Annotated in this window: 8 protein-coding genes; 4 read left to right on the top strand and 4 right to left on the bottom strand. The window is 70.9% G+C overall.

What is annotated here, in order from left to right; all coding sequences use genetic code 11:
• Positions 1-459: 459 nt before the first annotated feature.
• From ACIQBL_RS19775 to ACIQBL_RS19765, 3 genes are all read left to right on the top strand, one after another.
• Positions 460-7788, top strand: a complete 7329-nt coding sequence (locus ACIQBL_RS19775; protein WP_401943439.1) for a SpvB/TcaC N-terminal domain-containing protein — start codon at positions 460-462, stop codon at positions 7786-7788.
• Complete coding sequence (locus ACIQBL_RS19770) at positions 7778-8071, top strand: hypothetical protein (RefSeq protein WP_401943437.1); 294 nt, start codon at positions 7778-7780, stop codon at positions 8069-8071. Before ACIQBL_RS19775 ends, ACIQBL_RS19770 begins: the two co-directional genes overlap by 11 nt.
• A 117-nt stretch (positions 8072-8188) precedes the next feature.
• Positions 8189-13519 carry a neuraminidase-like domain-containing protein gene (locus ACIQBL_RS19765; protein WP_401943434.1) on the top strand — a complete coding sequence of 1777 codons (5331 nt, stop codon included), beginning with the start codon at positions 8189-8191 and terminating at the stop codon, positions 13517-13519.
• A gap of 405 nt (positions 13520-13924) precedes the next feature.
• Here ACIQBL_RS19765 and ACIQBL_RS19760 read toward each other — a convergent pair whose 3' ends face one another.
• Positions 13925-14581 carry a response regulator gene (locus tag ACIQBL_RS19760; protein ID WP_401943432.1) on the bottom strand — a complete coding sequence of 219 codons (657 nt, stop codon included), beginning with the start codon at positions 14579-14581 and terminating at the stop codon, positions 13925-13927.
• Complete coding sequence (locus ACIQBL_RS19755) at positions 14578-15768, bottom strand: sensor histidine kinase (RefSeq protein ID WP_401943429.1); 1191 nt, start codon at positions 15766-15768, stop codon at positions 14578-14580. The genes ACIQBL_RS19760 and ACIQBL_RS19755 overlap by 4 nt, the downstream gene beginning before the upstream one ends.
• Positions 15769-15899: 131 nt before the next feature.
• Between ACIQBL_RS19755 and ACIQBL_RS19750 the strand changes: the two genes are divergently transcribed.
• Positions 15900-16631, top strand: coding sequence for a class I SAM-dependent methyltransferase (locus ACIQBL_RS19750; protein ID WP_401943426.1), 732 nt, complete (start codon positions 15900-15902; stop codon positions 16629-16631).
• Here ACIQBL_RS19750 and ACIQBL_RS19745 read toward each other — a convergent pair whose 3' ends face one another.
• Positions 16632-16880, bottom strand: a complete 249-nt coding sequence (locus tag ACIQBL_RS19745; RefSeq protein WP_381246952.1) for a helix-turn-helix domain-containing protein — start codon at positions 16878-16880, stop codon at positions 16632-16634.
• A complete protein-coding gene (locus ACIQBL_RS19740) occupies positions 16880-17536 on the bottom strand; it encodes a DUF2975 domain-containing protein (protein ID WP_401943423.1) in 657 nt (218 codons plus the stop codon). Before ACIQBL_RS19740 ends, ACIQBL_RS19745 begins: the two co-directional genes overlap by 1 nt.
• Positions 17537-17571: the final 35 nt, after the last annotated feature.

Below are 17571 nucleotides of genomic sequence, written 5' to 3'. Positions count from 1 at the left end.
AGGGTTGTCCGCACGGAGTTTGGCGTACACGAATCGGGACAACCCGAACGGGGCGTCCTGGTGCGGGCGCTGCTGACGAGCGGCGTGGGGCCGATGGGGAGGCGGGCGCTCCGGTCCGCTGAGCGGCACAGGGTGTGACAGACACCTCCTGGGCGCGCCACGGTGGCCGCGGACAGCCAGACAGGACAGTCCCGACGCCGGCGGGGGGCGGAGGGAAGCGTGTCAGCCCACTGATGCTCACGGCCAAGCCCCGGCATGAGGAGCCGGAGCACGTCCGGAGGTACATCACGGCATGGACAGCAGACGCAGCGGTACCGGCTTCCTTCCGGCTGAGGCGATGTCCGCCACGGCCCCTGCCGCGGCCGGACTTCCCGCTCACGCGGCCGGAAGCCACGACATGACGCCTCGCGGAGCCGACCCCTCGTGGGGTTCGGCCCTGGGGGAGCGGACGGTCGTCGGATGAGTGGGGGAACGGAAGCCGCCGCGGAGGGCGCGGTGGTCTCGCTGCCGAAGGGCGGCGGCGCGGTCAGCGGTGTGGGAGAGAAGTTCGCCGCCGACCTTTTCACCGGTACGGGCAACTTCACGGTGCCCATAGCGGTCCCGGCCGGTCGGTCGGGGCTGGCACCCCGGTTGGCGTTGGGCTACAGCACCGGCAACGGGAACGGGCCGTTCGGACTGGGCTGGCAGCTGAGCCTCCCGGGGGTGTCCCGCCGCACGTCACGGGGGATTCCGAGGTATGCCGACGCCGTCGGGCCGGGGGCCGACCGCGCCGATGTGTTCGTCCTGTCGGGGGCGGAGGACCTGGTGCCGGTCCAGGGCAGTTACCCCGGGCGCGTGCGGTACCGGCCCCGTACCGAGGGCCTGTTCGCCCGGATCGAGCATGTCAAGGACGACTCCGGGAACTACTGGGAGGTCCGCGGCAAGGACGGTCTGCTCACCCGTTACGGCACGCCCCGCCCGGCCGGTGCGGACGCCGGCTGGCGCGATCCGGCGGTGACGGCCGATCCGGCGGACCCGGGCCGGGTGTTCGGCTGGCGGGTCACCCTGACCCAGGACGCCCTGGGCAACCTGATCCGGTACGAGTACCTGCCCGACCGGGGCCAGGAGCCCGGCCACCGGTGGGACCATCCGCTGATCGCCCGGATCTCCTATGCCGACTACGGCGACCGCGCCGACCCTTCCTTCCTCGTCGAGGTGGACTTCGCCTACGAGCCGAGGCCCGACCCCTTCTCCGACCACCGGGCCGGGTTCGAACTGCGGACATCGCTGCGCTGCCGGACCGTACGGGTCACCACGCACGCCGCCGACGGCATCGCCCGGGTGGCGAGGGAACAGCAATTCACGTACCGGCAGGCCGAGTTCAACGGGCTCTCGCTGCTGACCCAGGTGGACGTGACCGGGATCGACGACCAGGATCCGCCGCCCGGACAGGCCCCCGCGACGGAGGCTCTGCCACCGCTGACCTTCGGGTACTCGGGCTTCGACCCGGCCGGACGCCGGTTCCGGGAGGTGACCGGGCCGGGCCTGCCGGCGGTCGCGCTGAACGACCCGACGCTGGCCCTGGTCGACCTGCGCGGCGTCGGACTGCCCGATGTGGTCGAACTCGGCGCCGCGCAGCGGGTCTGGCGCAACACGGGCGACGGCCGGTTCGAGCTTCCCCGTCGGATGACCGAGGCACCGCCGCTGTCCCTCGCCGATCCAGGTGTGCGGTTCATGGACGCCGACGGTGACGGCCGCCCCGACCTCGTCGTCTCCGCCGCGGTCCCCGGCTCCAGGACCGCGGGCGCGGCGACCGGCTACTACCCGATGACCTTCACGTCGGGCTGGAGCCACCGCTCGTTCCAGGCCTACCGGCAGTCACCGGCGGTCGCTCTCTCCGATCCGAACGTCAGGCTGGTCGACCTGGACGGCGACGGCCTCACCGACGTACTCCGCTCCGGCACCCGCCTGGAGTGCTGGTTCAACGACCCCGACCCCCGCAGGGCCTGGCAGCGCACCGCCGTCGGCAACGGCACCGGACCACAGGTCGATCTGGCCGACCCACGGGTACGACTGGCGGACATGACCGGCGACGGCCTCCAGGACATCGTCCTGCTCCGCAACGGCAACATCGCCTACTGGCCGAACCTGGGCCACGGCCGGTGGGGCGCCCGCGTCGCCATGAGCCACGCGCCCCGGTTACCCGACGGCTACGACCCGCACCGGGTGCTGCTCGGTGACGTCGACGGCGACGGCGCGGCCGACCTGCTCTACATCGACCGCGGCCGGGTGCTGCTCTGGGGGAACCGGTCCGGCAACGCCTGGACCGAGCAGCCGGTCACCATCACCGGTACCCCGGGCGTGACCGACCGGGACTCCGTACAGCTGTCCGACCTGTACGGCACCGGAATGGCCGGAGTGCTGTTCAGCAGGGCCGCGGACGCGTCCGGGAGACCGCAGCTGCGGTTCCTCGACCTCACCGGCGGCGTCAAACCGCACCTCCTCCACGAGATGGACAACCACCTCGGCGCCCTCACCCGGGTGACGTACACGACATCCACCCAGGAGTACGTGCGCGACCAGCGCGATCCGGCGACCCGCTGGCGAACCACCCTGCCGTTCCCGGTCCAGGTCGTCTCGCACATCGAGGTGACCGACGCGATCTCGGGCGGGCGGCTCACCACCGAGCACCGCTACCACCATGGCTACTGGGACGGTGTGGAACGGGAGTTCCGCGGCTTCGCGATGGTCGAGACGCTCGACACCGAGACCTTCCAAGGGGCGCCCACCACCGGGGCCGGCGCCGTCCCTGACGGGCACTACTCACCCCCGACGCTCACGAAGAGCTGGTTCCATCCGGGGCCGGTCGCCGCCGACGAGCCCGGCGACTGGACCGAACTCGACCTGCGGCACGAGTACTCCACCGCCGACACCCCGATGCTGCCCCGCCCACCGGCCCAGAACATCTTCCTGGCGGCCCTGCCCGCCGGCGCCCGCCGCGCCGCCCTGCGGACCCTGCGCGGACAACTCCTCCGTACCGAGCTGTACGCCCTGGACGGCGCCGCCCGCGCGTACCTCCCCTACACGGTCACCGAGTCCGTGTCCGGAGTCCGCGAGGAGTCACCCCCCGCCACGGGCCGGCCGTCGGACGTCCGGGAACGGATCTTCTTCCCGTTCTCCCTCGGCAGCCGCACCACCCAGTACGAACGCGGTGATCAGCCGATGACCCGGTTCGTCTTCCCCGCCGGCTACGACGCGTACGGCCTGCCCACCGGGCAGCTGGCCGTCGCCGTCCCGCGGGGCCGCGACCCGATGACCGCCACCGCCACGGCGCCGCCCCAGCCGTATCTGGCCACCTACACCACCACCGAGCACGCCGTCCGCGACGACCCCGACCGCTATCTGGCCGACCGGGTCGCCAGGGCCACCAGCTACGAGGTGGTCAACGACGGCCGCCCGTCCGTGGCGGACCTCTGCGACGGACTCCTCGCGGGCCTGCCGGCCGCGGGCGTGTCGCTGCGCGTGATCGGGCATGTCCGCACCCACTACGACGGGGAGGCCTTCGCCGGCCTGCCGCTCGGCACCCTCGGCGACCACGGGCTGCCGGTACGCACGGAGTCCCTGGCCTTCACCGACGACTTCCTCGACGGGCTGTACCCGCCGGGCGACCCCCTCGCGGTCGGCCCACGGCCCGTCTACCTGGCCCCCGGCGGGGTCAAGGCCTGGCCCGCCGAATACCCGCCCGAGTTCCGCGCCACCCTCCCGGCGCTGGCCGGATACCTCCATTACACGGACACCGACGTGCCGGGCTCGCCCGGCGGGTACTACGTGACCACCGCGCGGCACAGCTACGACGTGCACGTCACCGGCCGTGTCGACCGAGGGCTGCCACTCGCCTCACTCGACCCACTGGGAGCACAGAGCCGGACCGACTACGACCAGCACGACCTGCTGCCAGTACGGGTGACCGACCCCGTCGGACTGGTCACCGAGGTGGTGAACGACTACCGGGTGCTGCAGCCGACCGCGATGACCGACGCCAACGGCAACGTCACCTCGGTGACCTACTCCCCGATCGGGCTGGTCACCGCCCAGTACCTGCGCGGCAAGAAGGGCGAGGGCGACCGCGACACCCCCAGCACCCGGATGACCTACGACCTGCTCGCCTTCGCCGAACGGGGCCAACCGGCATCCGTACGTACCGTTCGGCGGACCCACCACGACACGGACACCGACGTCCCGGCCGCCCAGCGGGACGACGTGATCGTGTCGGTGGAGTACTCGGACGGGTTCGGCCGGACGCTGCAGTCCCGGACCCAGGCCGAGGACACCCTGTTCGGCGACCCCGCGTTCGGCGGAGGCGCCATCCCCGGGGAGGACCTCGCCCCGGTCGGCGACACCACCGGGCGCACCCGTGGACCGTCGGACCCGGACAACGTGATCGTCTCCGGCTGGCAGATCTACGACAACAAGGGGCAGGTGGTACAGAAGTACGAGCCGTTCTTCTCCAGCGGCTACGACTACGTCCAGCCGCTCGACACGCAGCTCGGACACCGGGCGACGATGTTCTACGACCCTCGCGGACAGGTCGTACGGACGCTGAACCCCGACGGCAGCGAGCAGCGGGTCATCTTCGGAGTCCCCACCGACCTGGCCGTTCCCGAGGTGTTCGTGCCGACACCGTGGGAGTCCTACACCTACGACTCCAACGACAACGCGGGCCGCACCCACGGCGATACCGCCGGGCCGTACCGCGGTCACTGGAACACGCCGGCCAGCACCGAGACCGACGCGCTCGGCCGCACGGTGCGCGCCGTCGCCCGCAACGGTCCGGCAGACGCCGACCGGCTCACCACCAGGTCCCTCTACGACATCCAGGGCAACCTGCTCACGATCACCGACGCCCTCGGCCGGAACGCGTTCAGCTATCGGTTCGACGTCGCGCAGCGCCGCTGGCGCACGGACAGCATTGACGCCGGGCGCCGCGACACCCTCCCCGACGCGCTCGGCATCCCGGTCGAAGCCCGCGACAGCAAGGGGGCATTGACGCTTGGCGCGTTCGACGCGCTGCACAGGCCGACCCGGGTATGGGCGCGGGACGACGCGTCCGGCGCCGTGACACTGCGCCAGATCCTCGAGTACGGCGACGGAGGCGCCGCTGACCAGCCGCCCGCCGCCCGCGCCGCCGCCCGCGAACTCAACCTGCTAGGCCGTCCGGTGCGCCACCACGACGAGGCGGGCCTCGAAGCCGTCGCGGTGGTCGACTTCAAGGGCAACGTGCTGGAATCCGCCCGGCGGGTGATCGCCGACGCGCCGATCCTCGCCACCTACGCGGCGGCCAAGGTCAAGAACTGGCAGGTGGTGCCGTTCCAGGTCCAGTGGACCCCGGCGACCGGCCAGACCCAGGCGGCCCGCGACGCGCAACTGCTCGAATCCACCGGCTACGTCACGACGACGGGCTACGACGCGCTCAACCGGGTCGTCAGGCAGCTGCTTCCGACCGACGTGGAGGGCCGTCGCAGGGAACTCCGCCCCACCTACAACCGGGCCGGCGCGCTGGAAGGAGTGCGCCTCGACGACACGGTCCACGTCCAGCGCATCGCCTATGACGCCAAGGGACAGCGGGCCCTGATCGCCTACGGCAACGGGGTGATGACCCGATACGCCTACGACCCGTTCACGTTCCGGCTGACCAGGCTGCGGAGCGAACGCTACACACTCGCCGACGGGCCCACCTACCGTCCGACCGGAGCCGTGCTGCAGGACTACGGCTACGCCTACGACCTCGTCGGGAACATCCTCACCGTCCGTGACCGTGCCCCCGGCAGTGGCATTCCCAACAACCCCGACGCCCTCGGCGCCACCGACCCCGTCCTGCGCAAACTCCTCGGCAGCGGCGACGCTCTCGACCGGCACTTCACCTACGACCCCCTCTACCGGCTGCTCACCGCCACAGGCCGCGAATACCAGGCGCCGCCCGCCGGGGACCCGTGGACCGACCTGCCCCGCGGCACGGATGCCACCAAGGCGCAGGCGTACGCGGAGACGTACCGCTACGACGCGGTGGGCAGCGTCCTCAGTCTCGGGCACAGCGGCACCGGCGGATTCACACGCGCCTTCGCCGTCGCGGCGGACAGCAACCGGCTGCAGGGCATGCTCGTCGGGAAGACGCCGTACAACTACACCTTCGACGCCAACGGCAACCTGGTCGCCGAGACGACATCGCGGCACTTCGCCTGGAATCACGCCGACCGGCTCAAGGCGTTCGCGACGCAGACCGCGGGCGCCGAACCCTCCCTCCACGCCCAGTACTTGTACGACGCGTCGGGCCAGCGGACGAAGAAGGTCGTCCGCCGTCAGGGCGGTTCCGTCGAGACCACCCACTACCTCGACGGAACCTTCGAACACCACCGCTGGGCCCCCGCCGCGACGACCTCGACGGCTGTCCCGGAGCCCGGCCAGAACAATCAGGTCCACGTCATGGACGACCGGCTGCGCATCGGCCTGGTCCGTCTCGGCCCGGCCCGCCCCGACGACCCCGGCCCGGCCGTCGCCGTGCAGCTCGCGGACCACCTCGGCAGCAGCACCGTCGTCGTCGACGGTGCGGGCACCCTCGTCAACCGCGAGGAGTACACACCGTACGGCGAGACCAGTTTCGGCAGCTACACCCGCAAGCGCTACCGCTTCACCGGTTGCGAGCGGGACGAGGAGAGCGGCCTGGCCCACCACTCGGCGCGCTACTACCTGCCGTGGACGGCCCGTTGGAGCGGGTGCGACCCCACGGGGCCGGCCGGAGGGGTCAACCAGTACCAGATGTGCGGCGGCTCCCCGATGAACAGGACCGACACCTCCGGCACGGACTGGGAGTTCACCTGGGATCCGCGGGAATGGGCGCCCCTGGAGTTCACCAAGGAGGAGATCGCCCCGAGAGTGGAGGGCGCGGCCAAGGTGGCGGGCGGCGCAGCGGCCTTCGTCGCGGGAGCCGCGTTGTGCGAGACGGGCGTGGGCTGCGTCGTCGGCGCCCCATTGATGGTGGCCGCCGCCGACGTGGCCGGTTCCGGGGCGATGCAGACGTGGAACGGCAAGCCCCACGCCACCACGGTCGGCGTCTTCCTCGGCCCTTCGGCGCAGCGTGTCGAGGAGAACTTCGTGGCGGCGGCAGGACTGGCCCACGCGGCTGCCCAGGGATATGTCATGTGGAAGACGGGCCAGCCCCTGGGAGGACCCAGCGCGCCGCCTCCGAAACGCCCCGCCGCGACATCCACCGGCACCCGAGGCGGTGCGGGCCGGTCGGCCGGGGCAGGCGCACCGCCGGCCGCGTCGACCTACCTCAAGTCCGCGGCCAGCGACCCCGCCGCGGCCGTCCAGTCGGCGGCACCGGGCGGTCCGGCACTCTTCCGGGGTACCACACGCGGCTATGCGGGCAGCCCCGGAACGCAGCGGGTGGGTATCACTCCCACGACCACCGACCCGGGAGTCGCCACCGTGTTCGGCACGCATGCCGAGGCGTTCGGGCAGTCGGTCGTGCAGATCGCACAGCCGGGGGACCTGGTGGGAGTCGCCACCCACGAGGGATACATAGCCTCGGAGCTGGAGGTCGGGGTCGAACTGAGTCCGACGGAGTTCGCCGCCCGCGCCAGCGTCGAGATCCCCACGAATACCGCCCGTACGATCCTGCAGAAAATGGGAATCGATATTCCGGGTCGCGTAGGCATCGAGGACATCTCACCGACACTGGCGACCACCCCGAAACTCACCCAGGCGCAGATCGTGCAATTCATCAAGGAGGCCGCCGCCTATGTCAAGTAACGCCCGAATCAGTATCGAGGGCATTGAGGAAGCGGCCGTCGACCGTGCGCTGTGCGTGGTGCGCTGCGTGGAGGGCGTGGTGTCCCCCGGGGACATGTTCGACACGGCGACCTCCGCCGACGGCGCGAATGGCCGGGTCGCCCTGCTCGTCACCCGCATCTGGCGCTATGGCAGGCCGGTCGAGCTGCTCGATCCTCCGCACTCCGCAAAGGTCGAACTGGCAGGAGAGGGAACGCTTTCGCTGTCGGGCGTGACGCACCTGACCATCACCGCAGGCGGATAGCGCCGGGTCAGGCCCAGGGCCTGCCATGAAATCGCGGTTTCCAGCAGATCCACTCATCGACCATCGGGGTTTCCTGTGACGAACAAAGAATTAGAGAATGCCAACAACGGGCCAGTCATGTCGATCTTTCAGCCGCCGGACGGACCGCCACCGGAGGACCAACAGCCGTCGGTGAGCATCGCCGCGCCCACCGGGCGGGTGGTGGCGGGCGTCGCCGCCTCCATGTCGATCAACGCCTTTCCCGGCGCGCGCTACACCTGGGACGCGATCCACGGCTTCTACGCCTCGACACCTCTCGTCACGTTCTCCCAGACGGCGGCCGGCATCGACGGCGTCGAGAAGATCAGGGCGAACCAGAGCGGCGGACCACTGTCCCTGACGTTCCCCACCCCCGGCGCCCATACCTTCTACGCCGAGGCGAAGACCAGCACCGGGCTGGTCTACCGGTCCGGCAACGTCGGCATCACGGTGGCGGCGGCCGTCCCGCCCGCCTTCACGGTGACGGCACCGGCCGAGGGCGCGCCGGTCGACCTGGGCGTCAGCGGGGCGGCGGTCAACGTACAGGTCGACATCCCGGCCGACCAGTACTTCCCGGTCAAGGTCACGCTCGCCTGGGACGATCAGACCGTCTCCACCGACAACGTCTCCAGCACCACCTTCCAGCAGCTCATCACCCTCGGATCCATGCCGCTGGGGTCGAGGCCGATCTCCGTGACCGTCGCCGACCGCGACCACTTCGCATCGACGAAGATCCGTACGGTCGTCGGCCGGGACGTCGGACTGCCGATCCTGACGGTCGATCAGCCGACCAACGCCATCGGCGACTCGGCCGGCCGGGCGACGGCCCAGCTGACCGGAACCGTGCAGGACGCCCAGAGCGGAATGGCCGGCGGGAGCGCCGGCGTGGCCTGGGCCCTGAGCAAGGACGGGGTCAGGACACCGGCACAGCCGCTGTCGGGCAACGACTTCGGCAGCTGGCACGCCGGCGTGCCGCTGACCGGGTTCGGCGCCCACACGATCTACGTATGGGCGACGGACAAGGCGGGCAACACGACTCCGGACCCGCAATCATGCGCGGTCACCGTCGTCAGCGACTATGTGCCGAAGACGCTGGAGGAACGGCTCGGCGAACGTGAGTATCTGACCGCGCTGCTCTCCTTCGCCCAGGAACAGATAGTGGTTCCCCTGCCGGGCGGAATGGAGACTCCACCGGACACCGACAGCGTGGCCGCGGTTCCCGCAGCGGTACCGGGCACCCCGCTGGACACGGCCACCCTGGTCGGTGTCCTGGGCCAGCCCGTCGACCGGCTGAGCCAGGCGCAGTCGGCGGAGGCCAACCGCGGGACCGTCGAGATCAACCAGCTGCGGGTGCCCATCGAACTGCTCCGGGCACGCATCGCGGCCGGGCACGCCCCCACCGGCCCCGGCGCGGCGGGGGAGGCCGCCTATCGCACGGCGGCGTACGGCTCGCTCCTCGCGGCCGTGGGCACCTCCTACCCGGAGCTGCGGCTGGCCCGGGGCGCGGACCCCGAGGTCCGCCGGGCGCTGGCGGCACGGCTCGGCATCCGGCTGTCGTCGACCGGCCCCGACGAGCTGGACCAGCTGATGCTCGACGACACACGGCTCAGCGAGACGGCGCTGGAGACGGTCTTCGGTCTCACCTCCACCACCGCCGCCGATCCCTTGCGGACGCTGACCACCCCGCTGCTGCTCACCTGGCAACTGGCCGGTCTGGCGCTGTCCTGGGCCGACCAGGACCAGCACCCGATCACGCCGAGGACGTACGGAGCGCTCGCCGACCCGGACGTGATCGGCGCCGGCGACGTCATCGACGGACCGAACGGCGACCCCGTCCGTCTGCTGATCACCCAGCGGGCCAAAGCCCTCGCCGACTACGGCCAACTCCTCGACGGCCTTCGTCCCCCCGCCGGTGGCAGCGCGGCCCAGGGGCTCGCCGCGATGCTGGCCCAGGTACTGCCCGGCGCCGACCTCGCCGACTGGGAGAACCAGGAGAGCCACGGCACCGACATCGGCGGACTGCTCACCGCCGCCGGACTGACCCGGCCCGGATTCCTCGCCCTGCGCAACCTCAGCCGGCTCGCCGCCGCCGGATCCCTCACCACAGCCGAGTGGAACGACGCCGTCGCGGTACTCACCGGTGCCCACAAACGATCGACGCTGCTCCCGGCCTGGAAGGCCCAGGAGACCACCTTCGTCCTCTCTCCCGACTACTTCGTGCTGTCCGACGACGGCCCGCAGGCCAGCCCCTACCGGGTCGACGACGACGCCCGTGACGACTGGCAGTCGGTGCTGCGCAGCCGGACCACCCAGCGCCAGGACCTGATCGACGGGAACGCGCAGGCCGTCGCCACGGCCGAGCAGACCGCCCTGCCGATCCTGCGCGACGCGCTGCTCAGCGACCTGGCACCCACACCCGCCACCGCCATCAGCGTCGTCGGCGAGGAGATGACGGCGCTGTTCTTCGTCGACGTCCTCGCCGGCGGAACCCTGCGCACCACCCGCATCAGGCAGGCGATCGAGAGCATCCAGACGCTGATGTCCGCCAAGCGGTCCGGCGAGATGCCGTCGGCCCATCCCGCTTCCGGCTGGCAGCTCGGCAACCCGGACGCCTTCACCCGGGCATGGGTCTGGATGGGCGAGCTGGGCAGCTGGCAGGCCGCGACCACGGCCTTCCTGTTCCCCGAACGCAACCTCGACCCGACCCTGCTGGTGGCGGGTGGTTCGGATCAACTGCGTGTCTTCTTCGACGCCATCCGCGGTTCGGGCACCTTCGGCGCGGACCGGGCCGAAGTGGAAGCGGCCGCCTACGTGAAATCGATAGGGAGGGACTTCACCTATCTCGACCCCACCAGGTCGGCGGCCCACCAGACCGCTCTCGCGGCGCTCCAGCAGGACAAGCCGCTGGATCCGTCGTACCGGGAGATCTTCTGGGCCGTGCCGCTGCTGCTCGCCCAGCGCCTGCAGAGCGCGGGCGACTACCGTGCCGCACTGGACTGGTACTGGCTCGTGTACCCCTACGACGTCGCCCACCCCGTCTCGGTCTACAGCCGGATCACCGCCGAGATCGGCGGGACACCTGCACAGCCCGTCCTCACCTTCCCGCCGCAGTGGACCGAGAAGCTGGACCCCTTCGGACTCGTGGAGACCGGACGGCCCACCCCCTTCACCCGCTACACGCTGCTGTCGGTGATCCGCTGTCACCTCGACTACGCGGACGCCGAATTCAGCCGCGAGACCGACGAGTCGGTCGCGAACGCCCGGAGCCTCTACCTGACCGCACGCCGGCTCCTCGGCACCGCCGCACTCAGCCCGGTCGCACCCAAGAACCAGGACGAACCGAAGCTTCCGATCCCGGACCTGGAATCCCTCGCGGCCCGGGCGAACGTACAGCTCGACAAGCTCAGGCAGGGCCGGAACATCGCCGGAATGGCCCGTACCCAGAACGCCTTCGGCGCGATCACGGTCAGCCAGCCCACGCCCTTCCGCTTCAAGACGTTGCTGGAGCGGGCCCGTCAACTCGTCGCCCAGGCCGTCCAGATGGAGGCGGGCTACCTCGCCGCGCTGGAGAAGTACGACCAGCGGAACCTCCAGGTCTTCGACGCCCTCAAGGGCATCGAACTGAGCAACGCGCAGATCACTCTCGCCGCGGACCGGGTGACGGAGGCGAACGACGCGGTCAAGGCCGCCGTGGCACAGCGCACCAAGGCCGACAACATGACCAGGACCTACGACCGGCAGATCAACCAGCAGCCGAACCAGTACGAGCGGGACCTCCTCGACCAGTACGGCGAGATGAGGTCCGTCAGAAACGAGATCAACGCGGTGGACACCTCGATCGGCGTCCTCCAGCAGGCCTACAACGCGGCCGATCTCGCCGGCGCGGTCTTCTCCGGCGGCGCCAGGCAGGCCATAGCGATGACCATCTCCGCCGGAATCATCGGCAAGGGGATCCTCCAGTCCAACGAGAACACCCTCCAGGCGCGGATGGACGCCAACCAGCTCAAGGCCGGTATCGAACAGCGCAAGGACGAGTGGCGGCTGGCGAAGGCCACCTCCGAGCAGGACTCGCTGGTCGCCGCCGCCCAGGTGGTCACCGCCAACGACCAGGTGGCCATCGCGGGCCAGGAGGAGGCCATCGCCACGCTCCAGCGCGACCAGGCGACGGCGACGCTGAAGTTCCTCAACGACCAGTTCACCAACGCCGACCTGTATCTGTGGATGAGCAACACGCTCGGCGGGGTCTACCGGTACTTCCTGCAGCAGGCCACCGCCACCGCCCGGCTCGCCCAGGCCCAACTGGCCTTCGAGCGCGCGGAGTCGGCGCAGACCCTGATCGCCGGCGACTACTGGCAGACGCCCGCCGAGCTGACCGCGGGCGCCGCCCAGGCCAACCGCCGGGGGTTGACCGGTGCGGAACAGCTCAGCCAGGACCTGAGCGGGCTCGAGGAGTACGCCCTCCGGTCGGAGCGCAGGCGTCTCAACCTGTCCCAGACGTTCTCCCTCGCCCAGCTCATGCCGGTGGAGTTCCTGGAGTTCCGCCGCACCGGAAACCTGGCCTTCGCCACACCGATGGCCCTCTTCGACGCCGACTTCCCCGGCCACTACCTCCGCATGATCCGTCAGGTGCGCACCAGCATCGTCGCTCTCGTGCCTCCGGACCGGGGGATCCGCGCCACGCTGTCCTCCAATGGCATCTCCCGGGTGACCACCCGGCAGGACGCGGCCTTCAAGGACATCGTGGTACGTCACGACCCCGGCATGGTCGCGCTGACCTCGCCGGTCAGCGCCAGCGGCGTCTTCGAACTCGACGCCCAGTCGGACATGCTGCTGCCGTTCGAATCCAGCGGTGTGGACACCACCTGGGAACTCCGGCTGCCGCCCGCGGCGAATCCGCTGGACTTCTCCGCCATCGCCGATGTACTGCTCACGGTCGACTACACGGCCCTGCAGGACGACGCCTACCGCAGCCAGCTGACGACCGTCCTCAACAGCAACCGGGAGCGTGGTTCCGACCGCGTCTTCAGCCTGGCGGCCGACTTCCCCGACCAGTGGTACGACCTCAACAACCCCGTTGACCCCACGGCCCGTTCGATCACCCTCAACCTGCGCGACGTCGACTTCCCGGTCGGCGTCACCGAGCTCGTCACCTCCGCGCTCGCCGTCCGGCTCGACAGCGGCGGACCGGTGCCCAACACCGTGGTGTCGCTGACGCGCGGAACGGCCGGCGGCGAGGCCACCGCCACCGGCGGCACAGCCAGCACCCGGCGGGGCAACGCCGCGAGCTGGACCTCGCTGTACGGCACGAGCCCCGGTGGGGACTGGCAACTCGGCTTCGGCGAGGACGCGGCCGATCTGTTCGAATCCGGCCGGTTGGACGACATACAGCTCATCGTCAGCTGGACGGGAAAGGCCCCCCTGTGGACGTGATGTCCACGACGATCACCGAAGTCCCTACCGGATATGTCAAGTGATGAAAGAACAGGCCGAGTTGAGGCCAGGCCTGCGGTTCGGATCCTGAACAGAGCATCGAAGGAGAGGGGGGCGCACCCCGAACTGCCGCAGATTCGGCTTCAGTTGTCGATGCCGGGCAGGGGCGGGACTGCAACCCGGAGAAGGGGCTCCCAACCCCGCAGTAGTTCCTCCCTCCCCCCCCGGATGCCGAAGCGGCTTGAGGAGACCCCCATGCAGACTTCGGCCGACGTATCCGGCACACCTGTCGCGGGCTTGCGCTTCGGGACCGCGAGTGAGTGCAAGAAGCGCAAAATCTTGCGTGATTCTGCGCTGCGGGAGAAGGGGCTGTACGCGGCGACGTCCCCTTGATTCCGCGACCGCTCAGCCGCGGTCGCCCAGCCCCGCGTCCCGGGCCAGCAGCGCGGCCTGGACGCGGTTGCCGGTGCCCAGGGTGTTGAGGATGCGGCTGACGTGGGCTTTGACGGTGCTCTCGCGCATCCCCAGTACCGTCGCGATCTCCGCGTTGGAATCGCCCTGTGCGAGCCGCGCGAGGACGTCCGTCTCACGGGGCGTCAGCGCGCCGATGCGGGTGCGCGCCTCCAGCGCTTCGGGGCGGGCGGCGCGGTGGTAGTGGTCGATGAGATGGCGGGCGGCGGCCGGGTGCAGCATGCCGTGGCCGTCCGCCACCACGTGCACCGCGCGGATGATCTCGCGGGGTTCGGCGTCCTTGAGCAGGAAGCCGTCCGCGCCGGCGGCGAGCGCGTCGTAGACGTACTCGTCGAGGTCGAAGGTGGTCAGGGTGATCACGCGCGGTGGGTCCGGGAGGGCGCGCAGTCGGCGGGTCGCCGTGATGCCGTCCATGCGGGGCATCCGTATGTCGACGAGGGCGATGTCGACCCGGTGCCGGGTCGCCTGTTCGACCGCGGCGAGGCCGTCCGACGCCTCGGCGACGACGGTCAGTTCGGGGTCGGTGGACAGCAGGTCGACGAGACCGAGCCGGACGAGGGCGTCGTCGTCGACGACCAGAACGTTGATCATGAGGTGGACGCCGGAGGGGAGACGGGGGAGGGCCCGGGCAGCCGGGCGGAGAGCCGCCAGCCGCTGTCGGAGGCGCCGGTGTACAGGTGACCGCCGAGCGCCGCGACCCGCTCCGCAAGACCGATCAGACCGTAGCCACCCGGTGTCGCAGGACTTTCGAAGGCCGTGGACTGCCCGCCGGGTGCGGCGGGTCCGTTGACCACTTCCACGGTGGTGACCGGCGGCCCGTAGTGCACGTTCACCGTGACGGGTGCGTCATGGGCGTGTCTGCGGGCGTTGGTCAGGGCCTCCCGTACGAGGCGGTGGACCGCCAGGCGGTGGCTGGTGGACGCGCTCTCCGCGTCACCGGACACCACCGACTCGACCACCTGGCCGGCGGCGCGGGCCTCGGTCAGCAGCTCGTCCAGGTCCTGGAGGGGCGGCACCGGAACAGTCGTGGCGTCGGCGGGCCGGTCGGACCGCAGCGCTCCCAGCACTTGGCGCAGATCGTCCAGCGCCTGCCCGGCCGTGCCGCGCAGCAGGGCCAGCCGTTCCAGACCGGCGGGGGACATGCCCTCCTCGCGCAGTTGCAGCACCCCGGCGTGCAGCATCAGCAGGCTCAGCCGGTGGGCGAGCACATCGTGCATCTCACGGGCGATCCGGGCCCGCTCCGCCGACCGCGCCTGCTCGGCACGCAACTCGCGCTCCACGCGCAGCTGTTCGACCTGATGCCGCAGCGCGCCCAGCAGTCTGCGCCTGCTGCCCGCCCACATGCCGAGGGCCAGGGCGAGGGCCACCAGTACGGCGTTCCCGACCCCGGAGGCGACCCAGGTGCTCAGCCGCACCCAGGAGAGGGGACGTCCCAGCGCCGACGCGACAGCCAGCCAGAGCAGCCCGGTGACCGACCCGATCCCCAGGCACACCCACACCGCCCGCAACCGGTCCCGCGAGGCGAAGTGATACAGCGTCACCAGCAGCGGGAACACCGAGCCCAGGGCGACCGCGACCAACGCCAGTCCCGCCGTCGCCTTCGGGAACCGGTGGCGGCCGAGCGCCCCGAGCGACGCGGCGGCGGCGACCCACGGCGCGGGATCGGCCAGGGTGTCACCGGCCGACCTGAAGCCCTCCAGCGTGGACAACAGAGTGAGCAGCACCGCCGACGGCACCTCCGCCCACAGCGGCACACCGCGTTCTGCCCCGGTCTTCACCTGGTCATCCTAGGGAGGACCACGCCCGGGCACCCCCGACGAACGGACATCGTGACCCCCGACTTTCGTAGGGTACGGGCGCCGCACATCAGCCGATTCGCCGGGCTTCGGCGCTGCCTAGCGTCCAGGCCATGGTTCTCTCCCCGACACGCACCCCGTCCGTCCGGCGCACCCCGGCCCGGCGTCTCGCCGACCGCCGGCTGTTCCTCGCCGAGATGCTCCGGACCTTTCGTACGACCGGGGCCGTGACCCCCAGCGGCCGGCACCTCGCCGACGCGCTCGCGGCGCCCCTCGCGCAGCGGACCGGACGGCCGCGCACCGTGCTGGAGGTCGGTGCCGGAACGGGCGCGGTCTCCCGCGTGCTGGCGGATCTGCTCGGCCCCGAGGACACGCTGGACCTGGTCGAGGCCAACCCCCGCTTCACCCGTCTCCTCGCGGCCGACCTGCGGGACGACCCGCGGCTCGCGGCCCACGGGGACCGAATCTCCTTGATCGCGGGGCCGGTCGAGCAGCTCGACCCGCAGGCGCGCTACGACGTGATCGTCTCCGGGCTGCCGTTCGCCAACTTCCGCCCCGACGAGGTGTCGGAGCTGCTCGCACGCTATCTGGCCGCGCTCAGGCCCGGCGGACACCTGACGTACTTCGGCTACCGGGCAACCGCCCGCCTCCGCGCGCTGCTGGGCACCTCCCGGAGCCTGGCCCGGCACGGCGGTGTCACCCATGTGCTCGACACGTTCCAGCAGACCCATGGCGCCGAGTGCCGCACCGTGTGGGGCAACGTCCCGCCGGCCCGCGTGTGGCATGTTCGCGCCCCCGGGGTGACGCCCCGTCAGTTGTCGCGGGAAACCGCCCGCACCGGCTGATCACCGGCCCGAAGTCCCGTGCTGCGGACGGTGGGTGAGGAGATCGCCGGGCTGGCAGTCGAGGACTTCGCAGATGCGGGTCAGGGTGCTGAAGCGGATGGCCTTCGCGCGGCCGTTCTTGAGGATGGACAGGTTGACGTTGGTGACGCCCACCTGGGCGGCGAGTTCGGCCAGGGTCATGCCCCGTTCCTCCAGGATCCGGTCGAGGTGGACCTCGATGGCATGCGGGTCGGCTTCGGCCGGTGACATCAGATGACGCCTTCGAGGTCTTCGCGCATCGCCGTGCCGACGCGCATGATCCGGGCGAGGGAGAGCAGTCCGATACCGGTGAGCAGGGCGAAGTACGGCATGCCCTTGTCGACGTCGTAGAGCAGCGGCCTGTGGTCGCCCGTCCGCAGGGAGTTGAGCAGGGCGGCTCCCGCGACGCTCTCGGTGAGGTGGCGGACGAGGCTGCCGACGGCCAGGTACCAGCCGAGGAGGCGCAGGCGGCCCGCGGTGTGGACGGTGTACGGGCCGTCCTGGCGGGCGGCGCGGATCACCCGGTACAGCAGGAACAGGGCGCCGAGGTAGAGGGCGGACGAAGGTAGTTCGGTCAGCGTGCTCAGCAGGCGTGCGCCGCCGCCGGGGTGGTTGTCGCAGTACTGCGGCGAGAACAGGACCTCGATGCCCTGCCTGGGCTCCATGGTCCGGCTCAGCCAGTCCTCGCCGCCCGTGTGCGTGGAGTGGTCGGTGGCGCAGACCGAGCCGTCGCCCCAGCCGAAGGCGCCGCCGAGCCCGACCACGGCGAAGGACTTCAGGATCAGGAACACCGCGACCAGCGCGCAGAGCGCGGTGACCACGCCGGCCATGGGTTCCAGCGGGTTTCCGGTGCTGCCGCTCCTGGTTCCGGCCGACTCCTCGGTCATGGTGGACCGCCCCCTGCTTATCGTTTCTCGATGTT

The organism is Streptomyces sp. NPDC088350, from assembly GCF_044753545.1.
Classification (GTDB): domain Bacteria; phylum Actinomycetota; class Actinomycetes; order Streptomycetales; family Streptomycetaceae; genus Streptomyces.
The sequence above is the reverse complement of the archived record's forward strand: the minus strand, read 5'-3'. Positions and strand labels throughout refer to the sequence as shown.